Below are 26,207 nucleotides of genomic sequence, written 5' to 3' on the forward strand. Positions count from 1 at the left end.
AGTACAATAGACTTGTAAAAATGGATTGAAGCTTTTATCGAGCTAGAAAGGAACGGACCATGACCCTACTAGATGTTCAACATATCAAAAAAATCTACAAAACGCGCTTTCAAGGAACGCAAGTCGAAGCCTTAAAGGATATTCACTTCACTGTGGAAAAGGGTGAATACGTCGCCATCATGGGGGAATCAGGATCCGGGAAATCGACCCTCCTCAATATCCTAGCCATGCTGGACCAGCCGACCGAAGGACGGGTCTACCTCAACGGTACCGATACTTCAACTATCAAGAACAAGGATGCCTCGAGCTTCCGTCGGGAAAAACTAGGCTTTGTCTTTCAAGACTTCAACCTGCTGGATACCTTGTCTGTCAAGGACAATATCCTCTTACCTTTGGTCCTTTCTCGCAGGCCCGTCAAGGAAATGATGAGTAAAGTCGATAGCGTGAGTCGGGAGTTGGGTATTCACCAGCTTCTTGAGAAATATCCTTACGAAATATCTGGCGGGCAAAAACAACGGGTGGCTGTAGCGCGTGCCATCATCACCTCACCTGAAATTCTCCTTGCTGATGAGCCAACAGGGGCGCTGGATTCCAAGTCTTCGGCTGCGTTGCTCGATGTCTTTGAAGATATTAATACAATGGGCCAAACCATCCTCATGGTGACCCACTCAACTGCAGCGGCTGCTCGGGCCAAGCGCGTGCTCTTTATCAAAGACGGAATTCTCTACAACCAGATCTTCCGCGGGGAAAAAACAGAACGTCAGATGTTCCAAGAAATCTCGGATACCTTGACGGTCATGGCGAGTAAGGAGGATCGTGATGTTTAAATTAACAAGTAAATTAGCTCTTTCCAACCTCAAACAAAATCGTAAGCTCTATTACCCTTTTGCTATAGCTATCATTTTAACGACTATGATCCTCTATAGCTTTATCGCCCTGGCAACGACCCCTCATTTAGAAGCTTCTTACGGAGGACGAACGGCAAGAGCTGTCCTTGGTTTTGGTTGTTTCATCGTCCAGCTGGTCGTCGTCATTTTAGTGGCTTATGCCAATGGCTATGTTATGAAAAATCGTTCCAAAGAACTGGGCTTGTACAGTGTTTTGGGGATGGAGAAGAAGCACCTCCTCGTCATGACCTTATGGGAATTGCTTATCTTCTATATCCTCACAGTTGGAGTAGGACTGGGCTTGGGGCTCTTGTTTGATCCCTTGATTTTTGCCCTCCTCTTAAAATGTATGGGGCTTCCAGTCGTCATTCAATCGACCTTCCAGATAGGGGCTGTTCTTAACACTTTATTTGGGCTAGCCTTAGCTTTTGCCCTCATTCTCTTGTTAAATTCTTTCCGTCTCTTGCGCTACAGTTCCCTCCACCTCATGCAACAGAAAAAGGCAGGAGAGAAGAAAGGACGCTTCTTGCTGGTCCAAACTCTTTTAGGACTAGGACTCTTAGGAATTGCTTTCTATTTAGCGCTAACAGCAGAGCGTCCAGTTGCGGCTGTCCAAAGATTCTTTATTGCCGTTATCTTGGTCATTCTTGCGACTTATCTCTTATTCAACGCAGGCACCATTACCTTTTTAAGATTTCTCAAAGGTCGGAAATCCTACTATTACAAGCCAGAGAATTTTATATCCGTCTCCAACTTAATAGCACGGATGCGAAAAAATGCAGCGGGCCTTGCGACCATTAGTATTCTTTCCACCATGGTCTTGGTCACCTTAACAGGGTCGCTGAATCTCTTTATTGGAGGGCAGAATTACCTAGATACTATGTACCCTTCGGACTACAATATTAGTGTGGGGCATATGACTTCAGAAGCTGAAACAGAACCGGTTATTGAGGAGGTTCAAGCACAAATTAAGAAAGTGGCCGATGCGACACATCTATCAGATTATCAAGTGAATCAGACAACATACTGGTCGGCTGAAATTCGAAAGATTGATGGAAAGGTCTTAGAGGTTTATGACCAGTCCGATCAAGAAACTGGTCAGGAATTGAAGACAGAAGGAGTAGTCTACTTTTTTGATCAGGCAACTTATGAGCAACTGACGGGTCAAAAAGTTGAGCTTGGGGAAAATGAAATCCTAGCCTATGGGTATCAGTATCCTGGAAGACTAGACTCGCAATTAGAAATCAATGGAAAGAGCTTCGCGATTAAGCAAAAACTAGACTCCAATTTTATCCAAGGGAAACTCCCTCAAGCCGACCTGTTTCAACACCAAATGGGCTTGTATCTTGTCCTCCCTGACTTGAACCAACTGGGATTAAAAATTGATAAAAATTTGGAATTCTCTATTAGTGCTAAAAATAAAGAAAACCAAGATTTTATAGCTGGAATGGCCAAAGAGCTTTATTCGACAGACAAAATGAGTCAATATGGTGGGACTTTGTTTGGTGGGGTTGATCGATACAGCATGGAGAAGGAGTGGCGTGAATCAGCAGGGACAATCCTCTTTATTGGTGTTTTCCTATCTGTGATCTTTCTATTGGCTACGGTTCTCGTGATTTACTACAAACAGATTTCAGAAGGCTATGAGGACCGGGAAAATTTTGTGATCTTGCAACAAGTAGGATTGGACCAAAAGCAAACCGGCACCACCATACGCAAACAGATTCTCACCGTCTTTTTCCTTCCATTATTCTTCTCCTTCCTCTACCTAGGAGTGGCCTATAAGATGATTGCAAAAATCGTTGCTCTCTTAGGAGCGAACAATGCGGGCTTGGTCCTTCAAACAACCTTAGCCATCTGCGCTGTCTTTTTCATCTCTTATATCCTCGTCTTTCTACTGACGTCTAGAAGTTATCGGAAAATTGTCGTGAGGTAGCGCAGAGTCTATAAAAGATTGAGAAATGAAAAATCCAATAAATAAACAAACTGTTTTTTACATAGGACAAGCCAAGTGTTGCGGAAAGAATTATAATAATGTATGTTATTAAGCTTATTTAAATAGATACCGAAACTTTCCGCCGTGAGAAAAGTGATAGAAATACTAGTATTTCTATCACTCGGGAGTTTTGGAACCTTAGGTCCAAAACTAAGTTATGGAACTTCGAAGAAGTTCGCTAACGTCCGTACTCACCTAAGGAAAGTTTCAAGGATAGGTTTTTCCTTAATCAAAAACACCGAGGATTTGATCCTCGGTGTTTTTATCGTGATTATTTCACGTGTTTTGCAAGTTCTTCTTGCGCTTTTTTGTTTGATTCTTCTTTTTCTTTCAACCAATTCTTATAAGCTTTTTCGTAGTCAGCCGTTGTGACTGTCTTGTCTTGCACTTTTTGGTATTTGAAGAAGCTTGTTTCACCTTTAATACCAATTGCAGAATTTGCTGCTGAGAATGGCGTCACCTTGGTGATAGATGGAACTCCACCCTTAGAGTAGATTGGAAGAACAATGGCGTTTTCTGTCAACCAAGCTTGGGCAGCAGCGTATTTTTCATAACGTGCATTGGTATCCAATTTTTCAGCATTGGCAGCATCCAACAATTCTTTGTATTGGTTCAAACCAATTTTTTCGATGAGCGCTTGGTCTTTCTTAGGATCAAGTCCCATACCAGTCAAGGTTGAACCATCTGTTGGGTTCAAGATATCCAAGTAAGTAGATGGGTCTTGGAAGTCAGGTCCCCAACCAGTGATATCCATATCAAAGTCTTTTTGCTCTGGTGATTGGGCAAAGTAAGTAGCGTTGTCTGCATCGTCTGTAGACAATTTTTGTACATCGATTACGACATTGTCTTTACCAAGAGCTGCTTCGATTGAGCTCTTCATAGAGTCTGCTTGTTGGACAAGAGCATTAGAAGATTGGTCTACGACATAGTCGATATGGATTGGGAATTGAACACCTTGTGATTGCAATTCAGCCTTCGCTTTTTCAAGTTCCGCTTTGGCTTTGTCCGCATTATGCAAGCTATCTTGAGCATCTGCGAAGCTAACACCTTTCCACTCATCTCCTGTTGCGGCAAGTTTTTCTTCAACGAGAGTACCGAAGTCTTTCCCGTCTGCTTGCACAAATGTCGGTGGAACTAGAAGGGTACGAAGAGTTTTTGATGCTCCGTCTTTCCCGTTAACTTGAGCGCTGTAGGAAGTTCTGTCTAAAGCAAAGTTCAAAGCTTGACGGAAGTTTTTGTTTTGAAGGGCTGTCTTCGTGTTGTTCTTTTGCTCATCAGATGTCTTCTTGGTATGGCCGTAATTTTGACGGTTGACGTTGAAGTAAGCGTAGTAAACAGTAGAATCTTGTGGGGTATAAACGATGTTATCCTTGAATTTCTTCTCAATCGTACTGTAGGTTGAGCTTGTTGGGAAGAGACGAGCAGTAGATAGGTTACCATCTGAGAAGTTACGAGCAAGATAGTCTTGGTCTGATCCATCGAAGTAAGTCAATTTAACCGTATCGATGTGAACATTTTTCTTGTCGTAGTATTCAGGGTTCTTTTCCAACTCGATTTGTGATTTTGAAGTGAAGGACTTCAAAATGTAGGCCCCGTTGTAGAGGATCCCATTTGGTTTCACGCTACCGAAATCTTTACCAGCTGATTCCAAGAATTTTTCATTAACTGGCATCATGGTAGCAGTCGTCAATTTAGAATTCCAGAAAGATTCAGGTTGGTTCAAAGTATATTGAAGAGTATGATCATCAACAGCTTTTACCCCAACGGTTGAGAAGTCTTTGGTTTTCCCATTTACATAGTCATCCAAACCTTTGACTGAGTTTTGAACCAAGTAAAGTGCATCAGATTTTTTATCGGCTACATATTTCAGAGATGTCACGAAATCTTTTGCAGTGACGTCAGCGTATTCATTTCCTTCTGAATCATACCACTTCGCGTCTTTTCGAAGCTTGTAGGTATAAGTCAGACCGTCTTTTGAAACAGACCAGTCCTCAGCAAGAGCAGGCACTAGGTTACCGTATTGGTCGTTTTCAAACAAACCATCGACCAAGTTGGTAGTAATGTCGCTTGTAGTTGAACGATTTGAAGTCAAATAGTTCAAGGAATCAGGGTCTGTACCATACACGTAGTTGTAGGTTGTTCCCTTTGACGCATTAGAAGATGAGCCACATGCAGCAAGGAAAAGCGTTGAAGCAGCGGCAACACCTGCTAAAAGAGCAAGCTTCGATTTTTTCATATTCGTGTCTCCTTTTGAATAATTTTAATTATTATACTCCAATCAATCTATAAAATAAAGTGTTTTTTGAACTTTTTTTGTATATTTACACACCAGTATACAGTGAAAGCCTTGATTTTAAAGGATTTTTAAGGAATAAAATTTTTTTAAAAAAGTTACTATTTTGCTTTACATACTAGTTGAGAAAGAGTATACTGATAGTGAATAAACTAGTATGTAAAACAAACTAGTGAATATGTGAAGAAAGAGGTGAGAAGGATGAAAGAGTCCCAATTACTAAAGGGAGTCTTGGAGGGCTGTGTGCTGGAGATTATTTCCAAAAAGGCCATTTATGGCTACGAATTGATTCAAAGTCTCAAAGAGATGGGATTTGATAAGATTGTCGCTGGGACCATTTATCCCCTACTTCAAAAATTAGAAAAACAAGGAATTATTCATGGGGAAATGAGGCCGTCTCCAGATGGTCCTGATCGTAAGTATTTTTCACTCAGTGATGCTGGAAAAGAGCGTTTAGGGGAATTTTGGGACCAGTGGCAGGAGCTAGTCACAAAAGTAGAACGTATCAAGAAGGAGGGGGAAGAATGGTAGAAAGTTATACAGAAAAAATGTCAGATGAATTGATTCATTTAAATAAAGAGGATCAAGCCTATGTGAAAAAAATGGTCGCTTATATTGGGGCTAAGTCCTATTTTTATGATGATGAAGCACTCGGTGAACAACTCTACAATATGGTTTGCGACCTAAAAGTTGCTGAGAAAGAAGGCATTCGGGCAGTGGATTATTTTGGAAAGGATCCACGGGCTATGGTGGACCAAGTTCTTTCAGAGTTACCTAAACGCTCTTTAGGATCTTATGTGGGACTCGTCTTCCTACTTGGAGTGATCTTAGTTGGCATGCGTTATTTAATGGATTTCACCTGGATGACGCCACTGAAAATCGAACCCCTGACCTATGTTGTCATTCTACTCAATTTCTTGGTGTTTAGCCAGTTCATCACGTGGCTTTGGTCCAAACAGAGCTATGGTGAAATGAAGTGGTCTTGGGCTATTTTTATCAGTGTGATCTGCCTGATGGTATTTCTGAACATCGTACGACTATTTTCGATCTATTTTGGCCACATTGGGAGTCTATTCTTATCAGATGGTTGGGCGGTTGTTCTTGCTGTCCTAGTCCTACTTGGGTTTGCGGTTATGGCTTATAGAAGCAGGGAGCGTTTGATGATGAGTATACTGGTCATGGGCCTGACTTTCCTAGTTACGGGATGCTGGATTCGTCTTGTGAATCAGGAAACTGCTCATTTATTAGGCTGGCTACTTCCTCTCATAGGACTAGTTTTGACCTTCGTTGTATTTCGTCTCCAAAGAAAGGGGAAAGAAAGATGACATCAGTTATTTATTATGAAGAAACGCAGGCTTTGGTTCAAACATTTAGCCAGGAGGACCAAGCTTATTTCCAAGATCTCTGGGATTATTTCAATTTCGCCGGTTTCTTATATGAGGAGAAGGCTTTGAGAGAGCAGGTCTATAATTTAGCACTAGACTTTTCGCAAGCAAGCGGTGATGGATTGACAGCCAAGGACTATTTTGGACAGGATCCAAAGGGAATGGCAGACCAAATCATCGAGAACATGCCTAAAGAATCCACGCGATCCGTTCTAAAATATGGGGCAATCGTCTCAGGAGTTGTCATTTTTTATCGCCTCTTAAGTGATTTTGCTTCACAAGCAGTCCTTGTGCTCAAGCCTCTAGTCTATTTAACCGACATCATTTTGGGACTCCTAGCAATTGGGCTACTATTCTATCTCCTTCGTCGCCTCATTTTTGCAGAAGAAAAGTCGAGAAAAGCAATCCATGTGGCAATTGTTTTGGTTTTAGGAGTCTATTTCGCTAGTGAGATCGTGGGGGTCCGCTTCTTACCAGCCCTTGCTTGGTTGACAGTGCCGAATCCATGGGATACTCTCCTTATGACAGGAGCTAGTGGAGCTCTCATTCTTTGGCAATGGAAAGAAGAGTTTGCTCGTGCTTTCATCTTTCCTATTCTGTCCTTCTTAGTAGTGGGATTCTTGCATCGCTGGACCTTGGCACAAGGAATTCAGAATCCTAGTATGACTGTCCTCCTGCCAACAGGCGTCATTGTTTTTGGGCTAGTTATATACTATTGGTTTACCATTCGTTCTTTGAAAAAGAATAGGACGGAAAGTGGTAAATAGAAAGAAAAGGAGGGCTGGGACAAAAGTCCTAGCCTCTCAATTGTTTTTGGATTGTCGAGCAAGACGCAGTGGTTGAGTGCTCAAAGCACTGCTTTGAGGTGGTAGATAGGACTTGCTAAGCAAGTTTCCTAAGTATTTGTTCGCTTTTCAAGTTCCAAAGATGCCCTACTCAATTGTGCGGAGGTGGGACGACGAAATCGAATTCTAACGAATGACCGATTTCTGTCTCACTCTCTTTTCTGATCCAAGTATGATAGAATAAACTCATTAGATGGGAGAATATACATGAATTTGTTTCGAAAAAAGGGACTTGGGCAAGTACACCCGGGTCTAAATCGCCATTTACGATTGTGGGATTTGATTATTTTAGGAATCGGTGCCATGGTGGGGACAGGAATCTTCACGATTACGGGAACTGCAGCAGCGAATTTAGCTGGTCCAGCCTTGATCATTTCGATTGTGATTGCGGCTTTTTGCGTTGGCTTATCTGCCCTCTTTTTTGCTGAGTTTGCCTCTCGCATCCCTTCAACTGGTGGAGCCTATAGTTACCTCTATGCCATCTTTGGAGAGTTTCCCGCATGGATTGCAGGTTGGTTGACTGTGATGGAATTCATGACCGCCGTATCAGGGGTGGCTTCAGGTTGGGCTGCGTATTTCAAGGGCTTATTGGCCAATCTTGGCTGGAGTCTGCCGACGGCTTTAAATGGGACTTTTGATCCAGTTGCGGGAACTTATGTGGATCTCTTACCTATTTTGGTCATGGTCCTCGTCACAGCCTTGGTCCTTATGAATGCAAAAGCCGTCTTACGCTTCAATTCCTTGCTGGTCTTACTCAAGTTCTCAGCTCTTACCTTGTTTATTCTTGTCGGGATTTTTCACCTAAACCCTGGCAACTGGGCAAACTTTGCCCCTTATGGCTTTGGCGAAATTTATGGTGGTCAAACAGGTATTATGGCTGGCGCTTCGCTCATGTTCTTTGCCTTTCTTGGTTTTGAGTCCATTTCAATGGCGGTCGATGAAATCAAGGAACCACAAAAGAACGTTCCTCGCGGCATTGTCCTTAGTCTTTTGATCACAACGGTTCTTTATATCTTGGTTACCCTGGTTTTGACCGGCATGGTTCCTTTTAAGAACTTAAATGTAGATGATGCAGTTGCCTTTGCCCTCCGTCAGGTAGGAGCTAGCTGGGCAGGGAATTATGTATCGTTGGTCGCTATTTTGACCCTGATTACCGTCTGCATTTCTATGACCTTTGCCCTCTCACGGATGATTTACAGTTTGGCGCGAGATGGCCTTTTGCCAAAAGCGATGAAACAGCTCGATCCTAAAACCAGAATCCCAAAAAATGCGACATTGGTCGCTGGATTGATGGCTGCCATTGCTGGTGGAGTTTTTCCGCTAGCTAGTATCGCTTCCTTTTTAAATATCTGTACCTTGGCTTACCTGGTTATGTTGGCCTTTGCCCTCTTGAAATTGCGCAAGGAACACGGGGTTCCTGGACCTGGTGAATTTAAAACGCCTTTGGTTCCGGTCTTACCAATCCTATCGATTGTGGTCTGTGTGTCCTTTATGACCCAGTATTCTCTATCGACCTGGCTGGCCTTCGGAGTTGCTCTCTTGATTGGGATAGGAATTTATTTTGGCTATGGGTATCGCCATTCAGAAGAACATAAATAAAAGATGAAAGCTAGAGTAGAAGAACTCTGGCTTTTTGTATAGAGAAAGCTCTTTTTTTGGTATAATAAAGGGAGAAAGTTAAATAGATAACAAAGGAGAACACCATGACATTTGAAGAGATTTTACCAGGATTAAAGGCCAAGAAAAAATATGTACGAACAGGATGGGGTGGAGCAGAAAACTATGTCCAATTGTTTGATACCATCGAGCAAAATGGAGTGGCTCTGGAAGTGACACCTTATTTCCTCATTAACGTGTCTGGTGAAGGCGAAGGCTTTTCCATGTGGAGTCCAACTCCCTGTGATGTTCTAGCGACAGATTGGGTGGAAGTGCATGACTAAAGGGGTCTTGATTACAGGCGTGAGCTCCGGGATTGGTCTGGCGCAAGCTCGTTTGTTTTTAGAAAAGGGTTATCAGGTTTTTGGAGTGGACCAAGGAGCGGATCCTCAGTTGCCAGGCGATTTTCACTTCTTACAGCGAGACTTAACCTTGGATTTGACACCAATCTTCGACTGGTGTCCTGAGGTAGATGTCTTGTGCAATACAGCGGGAGTATTGGACGATTACAAACCGCTTCTTGAGCAAAGCGCTCAGGAGATTCAGGAGATCTTTGAGATCAACTATGTGACTCCGGTAGAGCTGACACGGCATTATCTGACTCAAATGATGGAGAAGAAGCAAGGGATCATTATCAATATGTGCTCCATTGCTTCTAGCCTTGCAGGCGGAGGTGGGCACGCCTATACCTCTTCTAAACATGCCTTAGCAGGATTTACCAAGCAATTAGCTCTAGACTATGCTGAAGCTGGGATTCAGGTCTTTGGCATTGCTCCTGGTGCAGTTAAGACTGGTATGACCGCTGCTGACTTTGAACCAGGTGGTCTGGCAGATTGGGTAGCTAGTGAGACCCCTATTAAACGCTGGATAGAGCCAAAGGAAGTGGCAGAAGTCAGCCTCTTTTTGGCTAGTGGGAAGTCCTCTGCTATGCAGGGACAACTCCTGACCATTGATGGTGGCTGGAGTTTGAAGTAGAGAACTGAGAAAGCAGGAGGTTAAAGCATGCACGAATATGATTTTGGTTTTTCCTTACCGAAAGGATATCAGGTATTTCTTGATGACTTAGGGGATCAGCTAGGTTATGACATTGGTGAGACGGGTATTTGTCTCTATGCTAAAGAAGATCTTACCGAACGCAATCAAACCTACCAGATTGATGAGGATGAACCAGATTTCTTTATGATCGGTCAAGATGGGGATATGGCCTATTTCCTCAAAAAGAATGGGGACGATAGCATTTATGAAAATGATCTAGGTGCGCTAGGTTCTCTCGAAATGCAAAAGGTAGCTGAATCAATTACAGACTTTATTAATCAGATCTTGCAGGAGGAGTAAGATAGAAATAGAAAGGGGACTGAGAAAGATAGCTGCAAAAAGCTCGTCGATTTACTCAGTCTTTTTTAAAAAATTTTTTAAAAAATCTTTTCTCATTCATTTTGGATTCATCTTTCTTAGATAAAATAGAATCATCAAGAAGAACTTGATAAGAAAAAAAGAAAGTTGGTAACTAACATGAAAAAATCAATTAAACAAAAAGCCGTTGCAAGTCTCGCAATCTTCTCTCTATCAACTGCCGCTCTAGGCTCTGTAGTAGCCTTTGCCGATACTGGAACAAGTAAAAAGACTACTTCTTCAACAGTGACTGCATCTGTCACCCTTGCACAAGCTCAAGAAAAAGCTCTGAAAGAAGCTAAGGGTGGAAAAGTGATTGGCTACGAGCAAGAAGAAAAACATGGAAAAGCAGTGTATGAAGTGACCATCTTGGATGGAAAAAATGAAAAAGAATATAAGATCGATGGCCAGTCTGGTGCTATCTTGAAGTCAAAAACTAAGGATCTGAGTCAGGATCGTGAAGATCAGCAATTAATCGGAGCAAGTGTTCAGTTGGACTTGGCTAAGGTAGAGAGCCAGCTGAAATCAAAATACTCGAATGCTAGTATCGAAAAAGTAGAGTTAGATGTAGAAGATGGTAAACTTGTCTATAGCGTTAGCTTGCGAGAAGGCAATCAAAAAATTGAGTTAGAGTTAGATGCCAATACAGGTACCGTATTGGAAGAAGATGTGGAGCTGGATCACGATTAACTAGAGTAAGATCTCGACTAGGCTTTTCCTAGCCGAGATTTTTTATGGAAGCATGGTATAATAAGGGAAGAAATTTGGAGTAAGTGGCTATGAAAGTATTAGTGATTGAAGACGAAGTAGATTTGAATCGTAGCATCGTTAAATTACTGAAAACCCAGCAGTATAGTGTTGATGCGGCCTATGATGGTCAGGAGGCCTTGGACTACATTCGTGTGTCCCAGTATGACGTGATTATTTCAGATATTATGATGCCGCAGCTAGATGGTTTGGGGGTATTGAGCTACTTGAGAAATCATCAGATTAAGACCCCAGTTCTGATGCTAACGGCTAAAGATAGCCTAGAAGACAAGGTAACAGGACTGGATGCTGGTGCAGACGACTACTTGGTCAAACCCTTTGAATTTGATGAATTACTGGCTCGGATTCGCGTCATGCTGAGACGAAATAATCGAGAAAACTTGACCAACCTGGTCCAATTTGGTGACTATTCCTTAGACCTGGCAAAAAAGACCATCCAACACAAGGGTGTTTTGGTTGACATGACTTCCAAGGAGTATGAGTTACTAGAGTGTCTGGTGCGCCATCCCAATGTGGTTTTAAGTCGGGAACAGATTCGTGAGCATATTTGGGATTTTGATTATGTTGGAGAGTCTAATATCATTGATGTTTTAGTCAAGAATATCCGCAAAAAATTAGGTAATCCATCGATTATTCAGACAAAAAGGGGGATGGGCTATGTTTTCAAAAATGAAGAAGGACTCTAAGTCTCCCTCCATCGTTTCTAAGGTGACATTGTGGTATACCCTCTTTGTTTCTTTTCTCTTTGTTCTTATGTTTTGTGCTTCTTTTATCATTTCCGGAGCCTGGTCCAGCTATAGCTCACGTGGGGAACTGGAGCAGAAGACCATGGAAGTAGCTTCAGACCTTGAGGAATTTGAGCCCTTTGATGACGGAAATTATTTTGCACTCTACAATCAAAACATGAAGTTGGAGCAGGGTGCTCTGCCAAGTGGCTTTGATATCAATGCTGGCTTTGAGTCTGGGAAATTGTCGACGTATACCTCTTCCCAAGCAACCTATTATTATTTTGATGTCTATAATGAAAGTGAGGGCAAATGGATACGGGGCGTGCGCCTTGCTTCTGGTCTAGGAAGAGAATTAAGTATCTTTCTTCTTTCCTTGGCCATTCTAGCTCCTCTGTCCATCCTTGGGATGGCCTGGGGTGGACGTCGGATCCTTCGTAAGGCCTTTCTGCCGATCAGAGAGGTGACCCAAATGGCAGAGGAAATTGCAGAGAGCGGAGACTACAGTAAGCGCGTGTCGACCGAGCATCAGAAGGATTATGTAGAAACGTCTCGTCTTACCAAGGTCTTTAATAATTTGATTTCTTCTGTTCAGTCGACTTTTGAGAAAGAAAAGCAATTCAACCAAAATGTATCCCATGAGTTGCGGACCCCTCTGTCAGTCATCGTTTCGGAGAGTGAGTTTGGCTCCAAATATGCAGATAACCTAGAGGAGACCAAGGAATCTTTGACGGTCATTCATCGGCAGGCTAAATTAATGAAATCGATGACCGAGCAGATCTTGGAAATATCCAAGACCCAACACCTGCAGTGGTCGGATTTAAAACCCGTTTGTCTATCAACCCTGGTGTCAGATTATTGTCAGGGACAGGAAAGAAAGTGGGGCGAAAGCCCCATAGCCTTTGAAGTGAGCATTCAGCCGGACCTCTGGATTCAGGGGGATGCTGTTTTGGTCACTCGGATGCTGGATAATCTATTGAGCAATGCAGTGAAATTTACCAAGACCAAGGTTGCCATCCACTTGGTGGCTAGTCCAGCTGGTGCTGTTCTCAAGGTAGCGGATGATGGGATTGGGATAGCGCCAGACCATTTGAGCAAGATTTGGGATCGCTTCTATCAGGTGGAGGATTCTCGGAACAAGGGCCTCAATAGTGGTATCGGACTTGGGTTGTCCTTTATTAAGGACATTGCAGACCTCCATCGAGCAGAGGTGAAAATCATCTCTGAAGAAGGAAAAGGAAGTCTCTTTCGTGTGACTTTCCCACAGATCCAGGACAAGACTTCTGTCTAAGACGGTTGATTGAGCGATCAGTATGGGTTGAAAAGGGAAAATAATAAAGTGAAATAATAAGGATAAAATGAGTCTAGTAAAACCGCTAGGCTCATTTTCTGTTTTAGCTTTATGGAAAGGGAATCTTATGGTATGATAGCCTAAAAGGGACCTGTAATATGGAGGTCAAACTATGGAAAGAGAGACTCAAAAAGGAGAAGAGATGCGGAAACACCAAGAACTTTCACTAGAGCAGATCATCGAGCAGATGCGTGTGGACGAGTCTTCTTCAGATGATTTTTGCCTCTATGGTAAGGAGTATGGAGAACTAGCACTAGATAGGCTCTATTGGATATCGGATTATCCAGATGTCGTAGATGACCGTGATGTCTACCCGACAGATGTTGCGGAGCAAGATCTTCAGCTAGTCTACTATGGAGAACAGTTGATTGATGTCCTCACCGTAGCGCTTGAAGAAAAGCCAGATGCTAGTCACCAAGACTTGGTCGAGGCTTTGAAATATTATCAGCAGCACGATAACTTTATGCCCTTTAATGATTAGCTAGGTTGATTAGAGAAATGGTATCTGATGACTGATAGCATAAGGAGAGAAAATGATGAGAGAATATAAATTTGATGTCCATAACGAGATGTATGTAGCAATTCCAGAGGAAAGAGAAAAGGTCTGCCTTGCTTTAAGTGATTCTTTAGAGGTTATCAATGAGGAGTTGACTCCGTCCTATAAAGCAAAACTCGATAATCTACTGGATCAATCATCAGTATGGTATCCAAAAGCTTTGGAAAAAATTCAGGAGGAATTTACAGGACTAGCACATGCTAGACTCCTTTCAATTTTTATCTTGTCTGAACAAAGGGCTGTAGACCTAATTTTCGGCTTGGAATTTGGACTGAAAGAGGACTCGGAGCATGGTAGAGGACTTAAATTCTCCCACAATAGTCTTGAAATTTTAGAATATGGTTTAGGGGAAGTCGCTTACTATTAGGTGTAGTCTATAACAAGAGAAGCACTAGAAGATGGAGCAGGATATGGTAGAGAAAGAATGGCGTTTTTATTCATCAGAGGATGATAGGGAGTGGGTGATTTTATCCGATCGTGATAGAGCTGAAACAAAAGAGGATATCCACTCTGTTAATCAGAAAGAATCCGTCATGCGAATGTATCGAAGACCGGGGGACTTTATCTCAGTGTCTTTGCTGTCCGCTTCTTATGAAATAGACGATGTAACAGGGAAACTTGGACAAGAGCGAGATTTCTACTTAAAAATTGAATGCCTGCAAGATGGATGGGCCAGTATTAGTTCTCAAGTCTATAAAAAAGAGGAAGCAGTAACCTTAGCAAGCCTCTTTATGGGACTTAGAAAAGATGCGGCTATCAAACTTTGGAAGTTTAAAAAATTGGGTGAAAATAACCTAGGAGATCGGATAGAAAAATGACAGTTACTATCAATGAATTAGTGAAGGAGCTTGGTTTTTGTCTGGTGCCTACAGAGGAGAAACCATTTAGTCTGGATGTGGTTCGTTTCAACTTTTTTGCCTATTTAGAGGATTATTCCAAAATGGGATTTTCTTTTGTTAAAGTAGCTAGGGATCTAGTAGAACTAAGGAAAGAGCAAGAGAGTTATAGGCTTTTTGGCCAGTGTTTTTTAGGTGCTTTTGTAATTGGAGAAGAGGAACAAGTCTTCTTACTTTGCAATCAAGAAGGAAGAGAAGTTTTTCAAGAAGCGAGGGTTTATGTCAATTCTTCCTTACATACTTTTGTTTCCTCTTATTCACTTTTTCTATCAGGCATCTTTCTTTTGAAAGCAAAGTTTTATGAGATTGAGCAAGATGAAGTCGAAGAGATTGCAGCAAATTTGAAGAACCAAGTACTTGCCTTGGAAAAGTCCCTTGAACAAGAATTGCCCTTCTGGGAGCACATGGCCTATTTGATAGAAGACGATGGAATCGTTCTAAGAGATGATCTCTTTCCTAATAATAGAATGCTAGAAGTAGAAATAGAAAAATCCAATCATGGAAAATCGTGATAGATTTAACGAATCTTAAAATAAAATCAGGGAGCAAAGTGATGAGGAGTAATTGGAAAGACTTGCAGCCGATAAGGGTGGCAAACGGGTGGACTATTGATATTAATAATTTTTATCAGTTTGAATTGAATAAAGAAAATCTGGATTGGTACTATGGTGAATTTTTATTGTGTGGAACACATAGTCAAAAGAAAGTTTGCTTTGATTCCTCCTATGAACCAGAGGGGGATCCAGAAGGATTTCTTACTGTCCGATTTTATTCTATGAAAGATTGTGAAGAATCTTGTGGGTTGGAAATCAATCAATTCCTTGGAGAATTTAAAACGAGAGACAAGGAAGAATTTATCAGAGTGATTGAAACATTTATGTTCACTAATGCGCTTTCCTTTTGATGGTTGAGCAGACCAAACCTTAAGTCGGAAGTGAATCAAAGCTACGATTTACTGTGAGATGGATTATGGAGCTAATTTTAGGGAAAACATAAGTTCCGATATAATAACAATTAAGGAAGAAAAGTTATGGCTAAAAGATTGGCAAGAGTAGAAATTGGCGAATTCTATGCAATTCCTCTATTTCTATTTGAATATATAGAGACGCAACGATTTAAAAAAGCTGATTTAGAAGGAGATGATAAACTCTTTGCTTTTTGTCGGATTATCGATGATTCGGGTGTCAGCATTATAATTGAAGTATTTAAACTTGTGAGCAAGTTACCTGTGACCTTTGAAAATATTCTTAATTCAGGACGTCTATATGATCCGATCATGATAAATGGTCTCGGTATCTATAAAAAAAGATGGAAATTACTCGGAAAGCAAGAGAGTTATGATAAAGAAGTTGATTCAGGTTTTTCCAATATCCAATTTGTTTATCCTGCTTTACCTGGTGGTACACCTCGATTAAGGAAAAGTGGACAAGAAAGGGAAATTTCTTTTGAAGAGAGTGAACAGTATGAATCCTCAAGGAGTTGGAGTGCGCAACACTTAGAAACTAGGATTATCACTAGCTTGAAAGAAAAAGATGGTTCTTTCTAAATCAGTTGAAGGGCTTAGTCAAGTTTAAAAGTATTCACTATCTTCTTCTCTAGTCGTGAGGTAATCAGCAAACAAAGATATAAAACAATTGAGGAGTAAAAATAATGGTAAATAAATTAGCAAATGTTAGCGGTGGAGAAATTTTCGCAATTCCTTTGTTTTTATCTGATAGATCCGATTTAGAGAGATTTAAAAAATCTGATTTCTCTGGGGAAAATAAAAAATTCGCCTATTGTAGAATCATCAAAGATCTAGGTGGTGGCGGTATACTCATAGAGGTTTTTACTTTAATCAATGGATTGTCTCCTGAAATAGAGGACATCATCCAATCAGGAAGGTTATTTCCGCCAATTACCATAAATGGTCTGGGAATATATAAAAAACGTTGGCCGAAAGTCGGACAAGAAGAGAAGTATGACTGCGAAATAGATTCTCATTTTTCTCAAATACAGTTACTTCTTCCTGCCTTACCGCATGAAAAGCCTAGATTATGGCAGAATGGTCAAGAAAAGTTTATTTCTTTTGAGGAGAGCAAGGATTATGAAGAATGGACAGTTTGGCTTTCTTCTCATTTAGAAAAAAGATTTATTGAAAGTTTAAAAGCAAGAGTAATCAACATTTAGTTATGAAATCAGATAATTTTTTTTAAATGACAGAATTGAGGTAGACTAATTGAATTGGGATGATGAGATTGAACGTCTTATAAAAAGTGATTTCTTTTTTAAAATGGGAGAAACTGAACAGATAGATCATGTTATCTTTATAAAAACCGTCAATGAAGCTTTTATAAATCCTACGGAAGAAGCTTTTGAGAATCTATATAAAAAAATGAATTGGCTTCCGTCGTCGCTGAGTGATAAAGATCCATTTTATGGGGATCTTAAGGTTCCAGAGGAACTTGTAGATTATAGGAAAATGGTTAGTCAAATTATATTCCAAAAGGCAAGAGAGATGGATAAAAGCCTGTTTGTATCCAGAGCGCATGATTTTTCAAATGTTGCTAAAATGGGAATGGCCTTTGCTTTTAGACAATATTTAGTAGAAAAGTCCTTGTCGTTAGGGTCTTATTGGGAAAATATTGTTAACTTGTATTATATGGGACATTGGCCGATAGGGTATTTTGAAGGGATCCTGTTTGCTATTTAAGATAACATGATTAAAAGTAAATATAAAAGTATGAGGCTTTGCTAGAGATTTATTCTGACCTATCAAATGTTTTTCATGAAGCAAGCACCCGTTAGCTAACGAGAGAGTGAGAACAATGAGTGACTTAAAAAAGAAATTATCCTTGTTAAAAGTGAAAAGACGAATCAATCAGTTGAAGGGGATTAAGGATGTCTATTTTCTGACCGATAAACCTAAAGAAATTGCTTGGTATGCTGGGGAGTTGAATCCTATAGACTCTCCGATTCCTTGCCTTTATGAGTTTCCTGCCAATCTTACTACTAAAGATCTAAGTAGGTCAATTCAAAGTCTAGTTGGAAATAGAAGGCAGTTTATCCTAGTTTTGTGGGAGTTTTTACCAGTTTATGTCTTATTTCAAATGGAGTCTTTGGATGACTTTTTGCCCTCTTATTTTACTGAATTTTCTACCAGAGACCTGACGCTATTCTTTCAAGACCAGGAAAAAGTACTGGATCTCCATTTAGCGGAGGATAAAGTAGAAGTGAGAGTCTTGGAGAATAAATCTAAGAGCCCGTAGATTCTATAAATTGAAAATGAATATAGAATTAGTCGATGAAAGAGGCAAAGAGGAAAGAATGCCATTCTTGGAGAGACAAATGGTAAAGGAAGATTCTAATGTGTGAAAAAGAATATTATTATTATGGCAATAGTGAGTTTATGACAGGCCTAGGAGTTATTTATACAGAGTTTACTGGTCAGCGTGCAAGTCGACAAATTAACGTTTTGAATGGGCACTCTTATGCTTCCTCTTGCCTACAGGATTATGTTCCAGAAGTAGGGTTTCTACTCTATGATGGTCGAAAAGATGAGTTGGATTTATCAGACTCCATCAAGATTAGTCAAGAGGAATTTGAACGAATTTGGGCTCAGGCTGTCGCTAGCGGTCAGAATGATACGTAATCGTCAGTTGAAAATAGCTAAATATAATCCCAAAAATGTGAGAGGAGTCCAATCATGATGTTCAATTTGTTGAAGGAATTTGTAGAAGTCTATCATAGAAACAAGGGCTTAGGAGAGCTTGTATTTACTAGTAACTGTCTCCATGTCGAAAAGCCAGATTTGTCTGGTCAATTGAAAGAGTTCTACCAACATTTGAGCTTTGAGGAAGAAGCTTATTTTAGAGGAGCTCCCTATGATCTTGCTCTAATTCCTCTCCCTCTATGTGAAGCTGCATCAGAAGGATGGCAGGATACTAGCTGGAAAGAGAGTTATGTGATTTTTGCCCACATGATGGGGGATGAGCCAATTTTTTGTGATCTAACTAGCGAGCTTAGTCCTGTATTTGGCAAGATTCCTGGAAATTCTAAGCTCTATTGCTTAAGCCCCTCTTTATCTACTTTCTTGTCTACTTATAGTCAGATGAAAAAGCTAGAAATCACCAAGTTTGAGAATGACATCTACATTGATGAGGACTTGTCGGACTATAAAGAAGGTTTTTTAACAGGAATCATGGCTATTATCGAGGAGCAACTTCCTGAAGCCTATCGAAAAGACTTTATTGAATTTATGCTTGGCTAAAGCCAAAAATGGAGAGATGAGAAGCAAATGGAAATGAAGAATTTTTTAAAATGTTGTGAGGATCTGATTATACAAGAAAGTGGGGCCTCAGCTCTTGAACTAGAAAAACTCAAAGCCAGACAGTTTCCTCAAGCTCACCTGGATTTGCTCTCCATGACCAATGGCTTGGAGTTTTATGGTGGCTATTATCGCTTGTTTGGGACGGATTCTACTCAAGCTATTACGCTAGATTCCTGGAATTCTGATGAGCTATGGAAAGATGTCTGGAGAGATTATGTATCAGACTACTATTTTTTTGGTATGTCTGCTATTGGAGATCAATTCGCTTATAGATTGAAGGATGGGAACATTCAAAGTCATCAAGTTTATTATTTAGATGGGATTACGATGGATGTCATCGAGATCTATGACAGTTTTGAAGCATTTTTTGAGAGGGAATTTGTTCTGAAAGCCCAAGGTGGGATGGAATCTATTTTTGTTTCTGCTAGGGAACGATTTGGAAATCTAGACCTCTCCACAAGCTGTATTTATTCCCCTTCCTTAATGATGGTGAATGATCCAAGCGTTGAGAATCTCATGCTTTTACCGACAAAGGATGTCATGACCATCAATGGGGATTTGTTAGTTCAATTGTCTGATTCAGAGGAGTCTATTACGAAACTAGAGCAATATCTAGACGCTTCGGGTAGAGCCAGAGTCAAGGTCATTTTTGATCGAGATTGAGCAAGCAGGATAAAGTTTATATAGAAAAGAGTACTCTTGAGATTCATGATTTTAACCTTTTGGCGACAAGCGATGATTTAGTCTTCTAGTCAGGGTGTCATTGTAAAATGATTTAGGTTGAAAATAGAAAACGAAGCATTTTATTCATGAAAAGAGGTGAATAATGACCAGTTTAGATAAATATTTAGAGATCATTAAAAAAGGATTTTCCGAAAGAGAGAATCTAATGGCAATGGAGCCTCTGCATTCTATTGAAGAGATTGCACCATTATTGGATGAAAAATTGACTTATAATGAATTCATCGATATCAATCGCTTATTAAGACAAAAGTACATTGTCGAAAACCCAGAGGATATGCTGAAAGATGTAGATTTTAACCAGCTTTCTTTACCTAGCAATACGAGGGTGATTTACTTGATGGGAAGTAAATCTGATGTGCTAGACTTTTCAAAATATGAACAAGTAGAAAAGATTTTAATAGTTGGGGCTAGAAAAGTAAGAAAGATCATCTTACCCCAGAATGATTGTGTGAAAGCTCTAGGGATATCTTCCATGACAAATTTGGAAACGATAGAGAACATTTCTTTTCATAAAGGCATGCGTTATCTGCACTTTGATTATGGTGTAAAGTTGCCCAACTTAAATTTTATTAGAGATTTAAATCAGTTACTCTATCTTTCATTTACGGCAAATAAAAAATTACCAGAATTGGATTTTATCCAGTCCTCTAGTGAGCTTCGTTTTTTGGATTTTGTCGATACGTCTATTTTTAACTACGCAACAACAGTTAGCTACCTGAAGGGTCTGAAACATCTCCGATTTTTAACAACGGGAAGAACAAATCAAAAGCAAAGGGAACTTCTTAGAAGAGAGTTACCACATGTTTGCATGCGTGAGGGGTAAAAAATGCCTTTAATCCAGCTTTTTATGACCGATGTCTTCATAATAAACGAACCTTTAGTCCCGTTGTTTAAGTAGGAGGAAATATGACCCATACGAATCTAGCAAAAGAAACCTTACTCCAGTTTATGCAGGCCATGTATTCTTGGGAGAGGAAAGCCACAAGGAGCCTAAGAAACCAAGCCGATAAAGAGATGTTGAAGGATGAATTAGCTGCTATATTTGATCAGTTTTGTAGATCTAAAAAAACACTCAGAGAAAGGGAAGTATCTTTATCTGTTCGATTTCCATTTGACTATAAATTAGAAACGCATCCCATCGTCGATGAAGAGTATGACGGGAATCAAACTTATTTGTATATTAAGGAGAATCGATCTGGTTTAGAAACTCTCTATCGTTTTCGAATGGTATTTCAAAAGGGGAAATGGTGGATTGATAAGAAGGAATGGCTTGATGATGGGAAGTGGATCAATTCTTCCTTGTGATATACTGAAAAATGTAGGAAGACAGGAAGAAATGTGTTTCAAAAGACAGTGGTAGTTTAAGTGTAAGTAATGAAATGCTAGGGGTCAATATGAATAAATCACTTTCAAATCAAAAAAGAAAATTAACAACCATTAGAAATCAAGTACTAAAAGCGAGAGATTTTCACTTAGAGGCAGAAAACCGATCAAATACTGAAGCCATTTTAACAGCTCTAAAATCTGATAAGAAAAGCGTTAAAGTTAACTACGAAGAAAATGGTGAGGTAAGATCATACCTGTATGATCACTTAGATATGATTGATTCTATAAGTCCTTATCCTCTAGTCTCTAATTTTATAGAAAACAAGACATCTGAAACCTATCAATCTTTGCTAAATGGCTGTTTTTGTTCTGTAATGGCCGATATGGCTTCTGCTAAATATTTGGCTAAAGGGGGCTCAAACTTTGATACAGATATTTGTTTGAATATCTTATTTGCCCTTGCCTATTTAGATGATACTTATGTAGAGTTTTTAATTGATAAATTAGCCTATTTTAAAGAAGCCCAAGTTGAAAAAGGGAAAAAAGTTATTTTCTTTTCAGCCAAGAGTTTATTGCCTTTAGTCGTTTTTCTTTATGGAAATGGTAAGGGTGATCGACTTGCTAACCTACTGGAGAATGCTTGTGATGCCAAATATCAACCCTTGGACAAGAATCCTTATCAGAATGTGAATGATGTCTATAAACAGGTTATGAAAACTATTTTTTCAGAGGATGTTGATGTTTTTAGAGAAACACTTTTATCCATGTGTGATTATCATTTAGCGAACACCAAAGATAGTCATTTAGTAGACTTCAATACCTTACTATGGCAATATTTCCCAATTGAAATCTTAGTTTTACTAAAAGAACGTCAGAAAAGAGGGTTCCCAATCGACGGGCTTAGCCATCCCTTGCTTGATGACTTTTTACCCTATTTCATGGATAACTTTCAGCTATCCGAGCAAAACAAGATGATTCTAGGAACGATCTTAGACTAGTTGTGTAGAATAGATGGAGACCGTCAATAACCCATGCAATCGCAAGGAATTATAGGAATCACCTATATCCATTTAGATTCCTAGGAAAATGCAATGAGGAACTCCCCACATTCTGTTAGAAATAGAGGTAATGAAATGAAAGAGGCCAAAGAACTCTTCGTAAAAAATGGCTTTTCGCGACTAAAGCGGACCCATAACTATTATAAAATTGATCATGATTTTTACACGGTCATCTATTTTCAACGAAAATCAGATGGGACTGCCTATTTCGTTAATATTGGCCTTCATCCTCTCTTTCTGGACGCGGGACTGTTAGAAGAAGTGGATTGTGCTTTAAGGACGCGATTAGGTTCTATCGATCATAGAAATGGCATGGATCAAGCTGAATTGGAAAAAGCTGTCCAAGAGGCCATTGATTTTACTGCTCAGTATTCATCGTATTCTACCGTATTTTCGAGCATAGATCCCGAGAAGGATCTTGAGAAGGATTGGTTGTTAAAACAATTCTCTATCAGCAAAGTGAACTTATGCAGATTATATGTTGAGTATTATGATTCAATCGATTCTAAGAAGTTGGCTTTAGATTTTGCAAACTATGGCTTATCCATTACACCTAAGATTGCTTCTGTTCCTAAAAAATTCTTTAAGACCTATATTCGTTCAGGAGAAATAATTAAAACTACTTATTAGGGCGGAGTGAAAGTGCAGATTTACTGATCAATATCCTGACGAAAGAAACCGGTAGGAGAAAAGGAATGAATGTGAAAGAACTAATCGAAGAGGTTGAAAATGATGTCAAGTTAGCAACCTACATCAGTCTTGTACCAAAAAAGAATAAGAAGACTCAAGCCACCTATCTCGAATCGCTAAATCATCTGGCCTATTTACTTTATCTGGATGGTCAAGAGGAAATGACTAAGGAATTATTAGATAGGATCATACAAGTTCCATTTGAAGGGAATTATAACACTTGGACCTTTGTTGATAGCTCTCTGGTTTTATTGGCCTATCTGGAAAAAGAGGCAGAAAATAAGCTATCCGCCTATAAAAAACTCCTTTTGTTTCCGTTAGAACAAGGGGAGGAATCCACTCAAAACATAAGAAGGAGAGTTCATCAGAGATTTTTGAATGGTGATAGCTTGGAGCAAAAGCTTGCAAAAATCGAGCAAGCTTCAAGTTCTGAATCAGAAATGGAACGTCGTCTGTTATATTTGACAGATTTGTTGAAAATTTACCTCTTTATTGCTGAGTCAACTTGTGAAGAGATAGATATACAGGAAAAAATAGAAGAAAATATAGAGATACTGAAGAAGTATATCAAGGAGCATGGAATTTATTGCCTATTTCCTTTTAAGGGATAAGGTGAGCTAGCAATTTTGGAATTATAGAAAGAGTGGAATATGGAAATCAAAAATCATTTTGGCGTCTACGGAGTCTGTCTTCAAGAAGGGAAACTGCTCTGCATTGAAAAAACGAGAGGACCTTATCAGCATCGCTTTGATCTACCGGGTGGTAGTCAGGAACTCGGTGAGGGGTTGACAGAAACCCTCAAGAGAGAAGTTCTTGAAGAGACAGGCTATACGCTTAGCAGTTTTTCAAATCCTAGAATTTACGATGTGATGGTTCAAGAAGAAGGGAAAGACTTTGCTGTACACCATATCATGGTCTTTTATGATATAGAACTTGATTTCGAAGGCCCTCAAAAACCCCTTCCTCAGGAGGTTCTTGACGGAAGCAATGATTCAGCAAAGGCAATTTGGTTAAATTTGGAAGAGATTACTGCCGATAATGCTTCGCCTTTAGTATTAAAGGTAAAGGCAGAGTTACGAGGATTTCCAGAATTAGACATGACAAGCTATAGAAATTGGAAGGTAAAATAGAGGGAGAATGGAACTATTTAAAACATGGAAGAAATATATGGTTCTCTATGGTCTTAAATCTCAAATTGGAACTGTTTATCGAAACAGTGATAGGACAACGAGCTTTTATGATATTGGGAATTTTCTATATCTAGCAGGGAAATTAAATTCTAGATTTTGGGAAGACTTTGTTAGGCAATATGGTTTAGATTATAAGATTATTATTTCAGAAGACACTAAGTGGCAAGATTTTCTGCATCAGCAAGTGGGGTTAATTTCTTTTACTCGCTATTCTTTTAAGGATAAGGCAAATTTTCAAGTTGAATTTCTAAATGATATAGTTACTCATTTAGAGGAAGGTTACAATATTGTACCTATTGATAATCGTATTTATAACTATCTTTCTGAGGAAGAATGGTCACAAGATTTACAGGGGGATTTTGAGTCCTACCAGGATTTTACTTTAAAAGGTGGATTTGGCTTTGTTATTCTTAAAAATAATGAACTGATTGCTGGGATTTCCTCAGGTTTAGTTTACCATGGAGCAGTTGAAGTGGAAGTTGCAACTAGACCAAACGAACAAGGAAATGGATTTGCTAAAAAGCTTGGTGCTGCAATGATTCTAGAAAGTTTAAATAGAGATATGTTTCCACTTTGGGATGCTCATAACGAGGCTTCCAAAAAAGTAGCAGAATTTTTAGGATACGAGTTAGTTGAACCTTATGAAGCTTTTGAACTAGAGGAAAGTATCATATAATGATATCTGATATTGTATCTTTTAAGACGAGGTGAATGAAAATGCAAAATCAACTAGGTCTTAGTGGCGAAAAAATTGTTGAAAAAGTTTATCCCCATTTATTGCACCACGTCGGCTTGATTCGTGGGGAATACTTGTTGAGAGAACTAAACCAAAACATACTATTACCAAATTGTCAGCAATTTGTGAAAGATTATCTAGACACTATTTGTCATTTGTACTCAGATGAAGAAGTCTGGTATCGCTTTTCAGAGTTAACAAATGCAGAAGCAAATATTCTAGACGGGACTAAAGAGTATTTTGACGAACGCCACCCCTTATTTGGATACAGAGGTATCAGGCGTTTGTTGGCGTGTCCAGATGAATTTCAGGCTGAGATAAATGTTGTTACCGAAGTTTTTCAAACCAATCCCAATCTGTCTGTTATTTTTCCTTTTGTCAATGATGCCGAACAATTAAAACAAGCTATTACAGTATTGCGTCAGTATGGTTTTACCGGGAAAGTTGGCACGATGATTGAATTACCATCAGCTTATTTCGACTTGGACAGGATACTGGAAACTGGTATTTCAAAGATTGTAGTTGGAATGAATGATTTAACTTCTTTTATTTTTGCGACTGTGAGAAACAGTCAATGGCATGATATGGAAAGTCCAATTATGTTAGATATGTTGAGACAGATGCAGGATAAAGCAAGGAAGAACAAGATTGATTTTGCTGTAGCAGGCTATCTGAATACTTCTTTCATACAAAAAATGAATCAGATGGGTATCGAATGTATTCTCCATTACAGCTCTATTCCAGAGATTTTTGATTTAGAAATTGACCATCCAGACCATCTTAAACATATAAAAGAAGAAAGTAAAAAATTACAAAGGAGAACCCATGACACCTCAAGAAATGTGGAATGCCTACAAGCAAATCAACCCCTCTATCGGAGATGAGATAGACGCCTGGGCTTTTGGAGCGGAACCAGACCTTTTAGCGGAACTGGTCTTTAAAGGCGAAAAAACAGCAACAGCCTCAGCTTACGACCTCTACGCATTAGAGGACGAACCCCTTCCCCAAGAAGGGACTTTTGATGTCATTTTAGACAGTCAAGATCAGGCTGTCTGCATTGTTGAAGTTACAAAGGTTTCTGTTCAGCCTTTCAAACAGGTTTCAGCTGACCATGCCTACAAGGAAGGTGAGGGAGACAAATCTCTAGCTTATTGGCGTCAGGTTCATGAAGACTTTTTCACAGACTGTTTAGGAGAAGCGGGACTAACTTTTACACCTGATAGCAAGGTGGTTTTAGAAGAATTTCGCAAGATTTATCCATTATAGATACGCTCTCCATTTAGGAGAGTCACATTGAAGACAAAATTAATTTGAAAACTTTCCTTAGGTGAGTACGGACGTCAGCGAACTTCCTCGAAGTTCCATGACTTAGTTTTGAGCCTAAGGTCTCAAAACTCCCGAGTG

34 protein-coding genes are annotated in these 26,207 nt (G+C 39.7%); 33 read left to right on the forward strand and 1 reads right to left on the reverse strand.

Annotated features, from left to right (window positions below; translation table 11 throughout):
• Positions 1 to 59 precede the first annotated feature (59 nt).
• Positions 60 to 827, forward strand: a complete 768-nt coding sequence (locus HMPREF1195_RS00585; protein ID WP_023917529.1) for an ABC transporter ATP-binding protein — start codon at positions 60 to 62, stop codon at positions 825 to 827.
• On the forward strand, positions 820 to 2,823 hold the full coding sequence (locus tag HMPREF1195_RS00590; protein WP_023917532.1) for an FtsX-like permease family protein: 2,004 nt from the start codon (positions 820 to 822) through the stop codon (positions 2,821 to 2,823). The genes HMPREF1195_RS00585 and HMPREF1195_RS00590 overlap by 8 nt, the downstream gene beginning before the upstream one ends.
• A gap of 331 nt (positions 2,824 to 3,154) precedes the next feature.
• Here HMPREF1195_RS00590 and HMPREF1195_RS00595 read toward each other — a convergent pair whose 3' ends face one another.
• Positions 3,155 to 5,119, reverse strand: coding sequence for a peptide ABC transporter substrate-binding protein (locus HMPREF1195_RS00595; protein WP_014713037.1), 1,965 nt, complete (start codon positions 5,117 to 5,119; stop codon positions 3,155 to 3,157).
• Positions 5,120 to 5,377: 258 nt separating this feature from the next.
• On the opposite strand from HMPREF1195_RS00595, the gene HMPREF1195_RS00600 reads away from it, so the two are divergent.
• The 31 genes from HMPREF1195_RS00600 (at position 5,378) to HMPREF1195_RS00750 (ending at position 26,069) form a co-directional block, all read left to right on the forward strand.
• Positions 5,378 to 5,707, forward strand: a complete 330-nt coding sequence (locus HMPREF1195_RS00600) for a PadR family transcriptional regulator (protein ID WP_023917534.1) — start codon at positions 5,378 to 5,380, stop codon at positions 5,705 to 5,707.
• Positions 5,701 to 6,501 (forward strand): hypothetical protein, encoded by an 801-nt coding sequence (locus HMPREF1195_RS00605; RefSeq protein WP_023917537.1) that lies wholly within the window; start codon positions 5,701 to 5,703, stop codon positions 6,499 to 6,501. Before HMPREF1195_RS00600 ends, HMPREF1195_RS00605 begins: the two co-directional genes overlap by 7 nt.
• Complete coding sequence (locus HMPREF1195_RS00610; protein WP_023917538.1) at positions 6,498 to 7,328, forward strand: hypothetical protein; 831 nt, start codon at positions 6,498 to 6,500, stop codon at positions 7,326 to 7,328. Before HMPREF1195_RS00605 ends, HMPREF1195_RS00610 begins: the two co-directional genes overlap by 4 nt.
• A gap of 285 nt (positions 7,329 to 7,613) precedes the next feature.
• Positions 7,614 to 9,005: an APC family permease gene (locus HMPREF1195_RS00615; RefSeq protein WP_023917539.1), complete on the forward strand. Its 1,392-nt coding sequence runs from the start codon at positions 7,614 to 7,616 to the stop codon at positions 9,003 to 9,005.
• A gap of 104 nt (positions 9,006 to 9,109) precedes the next feature.
• Complete coding sequence (locus HMPREF1195_RS00620) at positions 9,110 to 9,346, forward strand: DUF2829 domain-containing protein (protein WP_000141913.1); 237 nt, start codon at positions 9,110 to 9,112, stop codon at positions 9,344 to 9,346.
• Entirely contained in the window at positions 9,339 to 10,037 is a 699-nt protein-coding gene (locus tag HMPREF1195_RS00625; protein WP_023917541.1) for a 3-oxoacyl-ACP reductase, read from the forward strand. Before HMPREF1195_RS00620 ends, HMPREF1195_RS00625 begins: the two co-directional genes overlap by 8 nt.
• 27 nt (positions 10,038 to 10,064) lie before the next feature.
• A complete protein-coding gene (locus tag HMPREF1195_RS00630) occupies positions 10,065 to 10,397 on the forward strand; it encodes an SMI1/KNR4 family protein (RefSeq protein WP_023917543.1) in 333 nt (110 codons plus the stop codon).
• Between the two features lie 177 nt (positions 10,398 to 10,574).
• Positions 10,575 to 11,144 (forward strand): PepSY domain-containing protein, encoded by a 570-nt coding sequence (locus HMPREF1195_RS00635; protein ID WP_006596735.1) that lies wholly within the window; start codon positions 10,575 to 10,577, stop codon positions 11,142 to 11,144.
• Positions 11,145 to 11,233: 89 nt separating this feature from the next.
• Entirely contained in the window at positions 11,234 to 11,908 is a 675-nt protein-coding gene (locus tag HMPREF1195_RS00640; RefSeq protein WP_023917545.1) for a response regulator transcription factor, read from the forward strand.
• Complete coding sequence (locus tag HMPREF1195_RS00645) at positions 11,880 to 13,238, forward strand: sensor histidine kinase (RefSeq protein ID WP_006596733.1); 1,359 nt, start codon at positions 11,880 to 11,882, stop codon at positions 13,236 to 13,238. Before HMPREF1195_RS00640 ends, HMPREF1195_RS00645 begins: the two co-directional genes overlap by 29 nt.
• Before the next feature lie 202 nt (positions 13,239 to 13,440).
• The gene (locus HMPREF1195_RS00650) at positions 13,441 to 13,779 is read left to right on the forward strand and encodes a DUF7716 domain-containing protein (protein ID WP_037599420.1); all 339 of its coding nucleotides are present in this window, start codon (positions 13,441 to 13,443) and stop codon (positions 13,777 to 13,779) included.
• 52 nt (positions 13,780 to 13,831) lie between these two features.
• Entirely contained in the window at positions 13,832 to 14,221 is a 390-nt protein-coding gene (locus tag HMPREF1195_RS00655; protein WP_023917546.1) for a hypothetical protein, read from the forward strand.
• Positions 14,222 to 14,264: 43 nt separating this feature from the next.
• Positions 14,265 to 14,672 carry a hypothetical protein gene (locus tag HMPREF1195_RS00660; protein WP_023917547.1) on the forward strand — a complete coding sequence of 136 codons (408 nt, stop codon included), beginning with the start codon at positions 14,265 to 14,267 and terminating at the stop codon, positions 14,670 to 14,672.
• Positions 14,669 to 15,262: a hypothetical protein gene (locus HMPREF1195_RS00665; RefSeq protein WP_023917549.1), complete on the forward strand. Its 594-nt coding sequence runs from the start codon at positions 14,669 to 14,671 to the stop codon at positions 15,260 to 15,262. The genes HMPREF1195_RS00660 and HMPREF1195_RS00665 overlap by 4 nt, the downstream gene beginning before the upstream one ends.
• Complete coding sequence (locus HMPREF1195_RS00670) at positions 15,259 to 15,654, forward strand: hypothetical protein (protein ID WP_155246324.1); 396 nt, start codon at positions 15,259 to 15,261, stop codon at positions 15,652 to 15,654. The genes HMPREF1195_RS00665 and HMPREF1195_RS00670 overlap by 4 nt, the downstream gene beginning before the upstream one ends.
• A 126-nt stretch (positions 15,655 to 15,780) precedes the next feature.
• Positions 15,781 to 16,296: an Imm26 family immunity protein gene (locus HMPREF1195_RS00675; protein ID WP_023917553.1), complete on the forward strand. Its 516-nt coding sequence runs from the start codon at positions 15,781 to 15,783 to the stop codon at positions 16,294 to 16,296.
• A gap of 104 nt (positions 16,297 to 16,400) precedes the next feature.
• The gene (locus tag HMPREF1195_RS00680; RefSeq protein ID WP_023917555.1) at positions 16,401 to 16,919 is read left to right on the forward strand and encodes an Imm26 family immunity protein; all 519 of its coding nucleotides are present in this window, start codon (positions 16,401 to 16,403) and stop codon (positions 16,917 to 16,919) included.
• A gap of 49 nt (positions 16,920 to 16,968) precedes the next feature.
• Positions 16,969 to 17,442: a hypothetical protein gene (locus HMPREF1195_RS00685; protein WP_023917557.1), complete on the forward strand. Its 474-nt coding sequence runs from the start codon at positions 16,969 to 16,971 to the stop codon at positions 17,440 to 17,442.
• Positions 17,443 to 17,557: 115 nt separating this feature from the next.
• Complete coding sequence (locus tag HMPREF1195_RS00690) at positions 17,558 to 17,998, forward strand: hypothetical protein (protein ID WP_023917558.1); 441 nt, start codon at positions 17,558 to 17,560, stop codon at positions 17,996 to 17,998.
• 98 nt (positions 17,999 to 18,096) lie between these two features.
• Positions 18,097 to 18,381, forward strand: coding sequence for a hypothetical protein (locus tag HMPREF1195_RS00695; protein WP_023917559.1), 285 nt, complete (start codon positions 18,097 to 18,099; stop codon positions 18,379 to 18,381).
• Between the two features lie 54 nt (positions 18,382 to 18,435).
• The gene (locus tag HMPREF1195_RS00700) at positions 18,436 to 18,999 is read left to right on the forward strand and encodes a hypothetical protein (protein ID WP_023917561.1); all 564 of its coding nucleotides are present in this window, start codon (positions 18,436 to 18,438) and stop codon (positions 18,997 to 18,999) included.
• A gap of 33 nt (positions 19,000 to 19,032) precedes the next feature.
• On the forward strand, positions 19,033 to 19,722 hold the full coding sequence (locus HMPREF1195_RS00705; RefSeq protein WP_230514270.1) for an SMI1/KNR4 family protein: 690 nt from the start codon (positions 19,033 to 19,035) through the stop codon (positions 19,720 to 19,722).
• 163 nt (positions 19,723 to 19,885) lie between these two features.
• The gene (locus HMPREF1195_RS00710) at positions 19,886 to 20,626 is read left to right on the forward strand and encodes a hypothetical protein (protein ID WP_023917566.1); all 741 of its coding nucleotides are present in this window, start codon (positions 19,886 to 19,888) and stop codon (positions 20,624 to 20,626) included.
• Positions 20,627 to 20,709: 83 nt separating this feature from the next.
• Positions 20,710 to 21,108: an NTF2 fold immunity protein gene (locus HMPREF1195_RS00715; RefSeq protein WP_023917568.1), complete on the forward strand. Its 399-nt coding sequence runs from the start codon at positions 20,710 to 20,712 to the stop codon at positions 21,106 to 21,108.
• Between the two features lie 89 nt (positions 21,109 to 21,197).
• On the forward strand, positions 21,198 to 22,127 hold the full coding sequence (locus HMPREF1195_RS00720) for a hypothetical protein (protein WP_023917570.1): 930 nt from the start codon (positions 21,198 to 21,200) through the stop codon (positions 22,125 to 22,127).
• 135 nt (positions 22,128 to 22,262) lie between these two features.
• On the forward strand, positions 22,263 to 22,817 hold the full coding sequence (locus tag HMPREF1195_RS00725; RefSeq protein ID WP_023917572.1) for a DUF4304 domain-containing protein: 555 nt from the start codon (positions 22,263 to 22,265) through the stop codon (positions 22,815 to 22,817).
• 65 nt (positions 22,818 to 22,882) lie between these two features.
• Positions 22,883 to 23,488, forward strand: coding sequence for a DUF6707 family protein (locus HMPREF1195_RS00730; RefSeq protein WP_023917574.1), 606 nt, complete (start codon positions 22,883 to 22,885; stop codon positions 23,486 to 23,488).
• Between the two features lie 39 nt (positions 23,489 to 23,527).
• Complete coding sequence (locus tag HMPREF1195_RS00735) at positions 23,528 to 24,007, forward strand: NUDIX hydrolase (protein ID WP_023917575.1); 480 nt, start codon at positions 23,528 to 23,530, stop codon at positions 24,005 to 24,007.
• 7 nt (positions 24,008 to 24,014) lie between these two features.
• Positions 24,015 to 24,743, forward strand: coding sequence for a GNAT family N-acetyltransferase (locus HMPREF1195_RS00740; protein WP_037599263.1), 729 nt, complete (start codon positions 24,015 to 24,017; stop codon positions 24,741 to 24,743).
• Positions 24,744 to 24,784: 41 nt separating this feature from the next.
• Positions 24,785 to 25,687, forward strand: a complete 903-nt coding sequence (locus HMPREF1195_RS00745; protein WP_023917579.1) for a putative PEP-binding protein — start codon at positions 24,785 to 24,787, stop codon at positions 25,685 to 25,687.
• Positions 25,629 to 26,069: an ASCH domain-containing protein gene (locus HMPREF1195_RS00750; RefSeq protein WP_023917581.1), complete on the forward strand. Its 441-nt coding sequence runs from the start codon at positions 25,629 to 25,631 to the stop codon at positions 26,067 to 26,069. Before HMPREF1195_RS00745 ends, HMPREF1195_RS00750 begins: the two co-directional genes overlap by 59 nt.
• Positions 26,070 to 26,207: the final 138 nt, after the last annotated feature.

The sequence above is a fragment of the Streptococcus parasanguinis CC87K genome (genome assembly GCF_000507765.1).
Classification (GTDB): domain Bacteria; phylum Bacillota; class Bacilli; order Lactobacillales; family Streptococcaceae; genus Streptococcus; species Streptococcus parasanguinis_J.

Coding starts and splice junctions, on each gene's coding strand:
- HMPREF1195_RS00585 (WP_023917529.1), top strand. CDS start 60: ATGACCCTACTAGATGTTCAACATATCAAAAAAATCTACAAAACGCGC.
- HMPREF1195_RS00590 (WP_023917532.1), top strand. CDS start 820: ATGTTTAAATTAACAAGTAAATTAGCTCTTTCCAACCTCAAACAAAAT.
- HMPREF1195_RS00595 (WP_014713037.1), bottom strand. CDS start 5,119: ATGAAAAAATCGAAGCTTGCTCTTTTAGCAGGTGTTGCCGCTGCTTCA.
- HMPREF1195_RS00600 (WP_023917534.1), top strand. CDS start 5,378: ATGAAAGAGTCCCAATTACTAAAGGGAGTCTTGGAGGGCTGTGTGCTG.
- HMPREF1195_RS00605 (WP_023917537.1), top strand. CDS start 5,701: ATGGTAGAAAGTTATACAGAAAAAATGTCAGATGAATTGATTCATTTA.
- HMPREF1195_RS00610 (WP_023917538.1), top strand. CDS start 6,498: ATGACATCAGTTATTTATTATGAAGAAACGCAGGCTTTGGTTCAAACA.
- HMPREF1195_RS00615 (WP_023917539.1), top strand. CDS start 7,614: ATGAATTTGTTTCGAAAAAAGGGACTTGGGCAAGTACACCCGGGTCTA.
- HMPREF1195_RS00620 (WP_000141913.1), top strand. CDS start 9,110: ATGACATTTGAAGAGATTTTACCAGGATTAAAGGCCAAGAAAAAATAT.
- HMPREF1195_RS00625 (WP_023917541.1), top strand. CDS start 9,339: ATGACTAAAGGGGTCTTGATTACAGGCGTGAGCTCCGGGATTGGTCTG.
- HMPREF1195_RS00630 (WP_023917543.1), top strand. CDS start 10,065: ATGCACGAATATGATTTTGGTTTTTCCTTACCGAAAGGATATCAGGTA.
- HMPREF1195_RS00635 (WP_006596735.1), top strand. CDS start 10,575: ATGAAAAAATCAATTAAACAAAAAGCCGTTGCAAGTCTCGCAATCTTC.
- HMPREF1195_RS00640 (WP_023917545.1), top strand. CDS start 11,234: ATGAAAGTATTAGTGATTGAAGACGAAGTAGATTTGAATCGTAGCATC.
- HMPREF1195_RS00645 (WP_006596733.1), top strand. CDS start 11,880: ATGTTTTCAAAAATGAAGAAGGACTCTAAGTCTCCCTCCATCGTTTCT.
- HMPREF1195_RS00650 (WP_037599420.1), top strand. CDS start 13,441: ATGCGGAAACACCAAGAACTTTCACTAGAGCAGATCATCGAGCAGATG.
- HMPREF1195_RS00655 (WP_023917546.1), top strand. CDS start 13,832: ATGATGAGAGAATATAAATTTGATGTCCATAACGAGATGTATGTAGCA.
- HMPREF1195_RS00660 (WP_023917547.1), top strand. CDS start 14,265: ATGGTAGAGAAAGAATGGCGTTTTTATTCATCAGAGGATGATAGGGAG.
- HMPREF1195_RS00665 (WP_023917549.1), top strand. CDS start 14,669: ATGACAGTTACTATCAATGAATTAGTGAAGGAGCTTGGTTTTTGTCTG.
- HMPREF1195_RS00675 (WP_023917553.1), top strand. CDS start 15,781: ATGGCTAAAAGATTGGCAAGAGTAGAAATTGGCGAATTCTATGCAATT.
- HMPREF1195_RS00680 (WP_023917555.1), top strand. CDS start 16,401: ATGGTAAATAAATTAGCAAATGTTAGCGGTGGAGAAATTTTCGCAATT.
- HMPREF1195_RS00690 (WP_023917558.1), top strand. CDS start 17,558: ATGAGTGACTTAAAAAAGAAATTATCCTTGTTAAAAGTGAAAAGACGA.
- HMPREF1195_RS00695 (WP_023917559.1), top strand. CDS start 18,097: ATGTGTGAAAAAGAATATTATTATTATGGCAATAGTGAGTTTATGACA.
- HMPREF1195_RS00700 (WP_023917561.1), top strand. CDS start 18,436: ATGATGTTCAATTTGTTGAAGGAATTTGTAGAAGTCTATCATAGAAAC.
- HMPREF1195_RS00705 (WP_230514270.1), top strand. CDS start 19,033: ATGAAGAATTTTTTAAAATGTTGTGAGGATCTGATTATACAAGAAAGT.
- HMPREF1195_RS00710 (WP_023917566.1), top strand. CDS start 19,886: ATGACCAGTTTAGATAAATATTTAGAGATCATTAAAAAAGGATTTTCC.
- HMPREF1195_RS00715 (WP_023917568.1), top strand. CDS start 20,710: ATGACCCATACGAATCTAGCAAAAGAAACCTTACTCCAGTTTATGCAG.
- HMPREF1195_RS00720 (WP_023917570.1), top strand. CDS start 21,198: ATGAATAAATCACTTTCAAATCAAAAAAGAAAATTAACAACCATTAGA.
- HMPREF1195_RS00725 (WP_023917572.1), top strand. CDS start 22,263: ATGAAAGAGGCCAAAGAACTCTTCGTAAAAAATGGCTTTTCGCGACTA.
- HMPREF1195_RS00730 (WP_023917574.1), top strand. CDS start 22,883: ATGAATGTGAAAGAACTAATCGAAGAGGTTGAAAATGATGTCAAGTTA.
- HMPREF1195_RS00735 (WP_023917575.1), top strand. CDS start 23,528: ATGGAAATCAAAAATCATTTTGGCGTCTACGGAGTCTGTCTTCAAGAA.
- HMPREF1195_RS00740 (WP_037599263.1), top strand. CDS start 24,015: ATGGAACTATTTAAAACATGGAAGAAATATATGGTTCTCTATGGTCTT.
- HMPREF1195_RS00745 (WP_023917579.1), top strand. CDS start 24,785: ATGCAAAATCAACTAGGTCTTAGTGGCGAAAAAATTGTTGAAAAAGTT.
- HMPREF1195_RS00750 (WP_023917581.1), top strand. CDS start 25,629: ATGACACCTCAAGAAATGTGGAATGCCTACAAGCAAATCAACCCCTCT.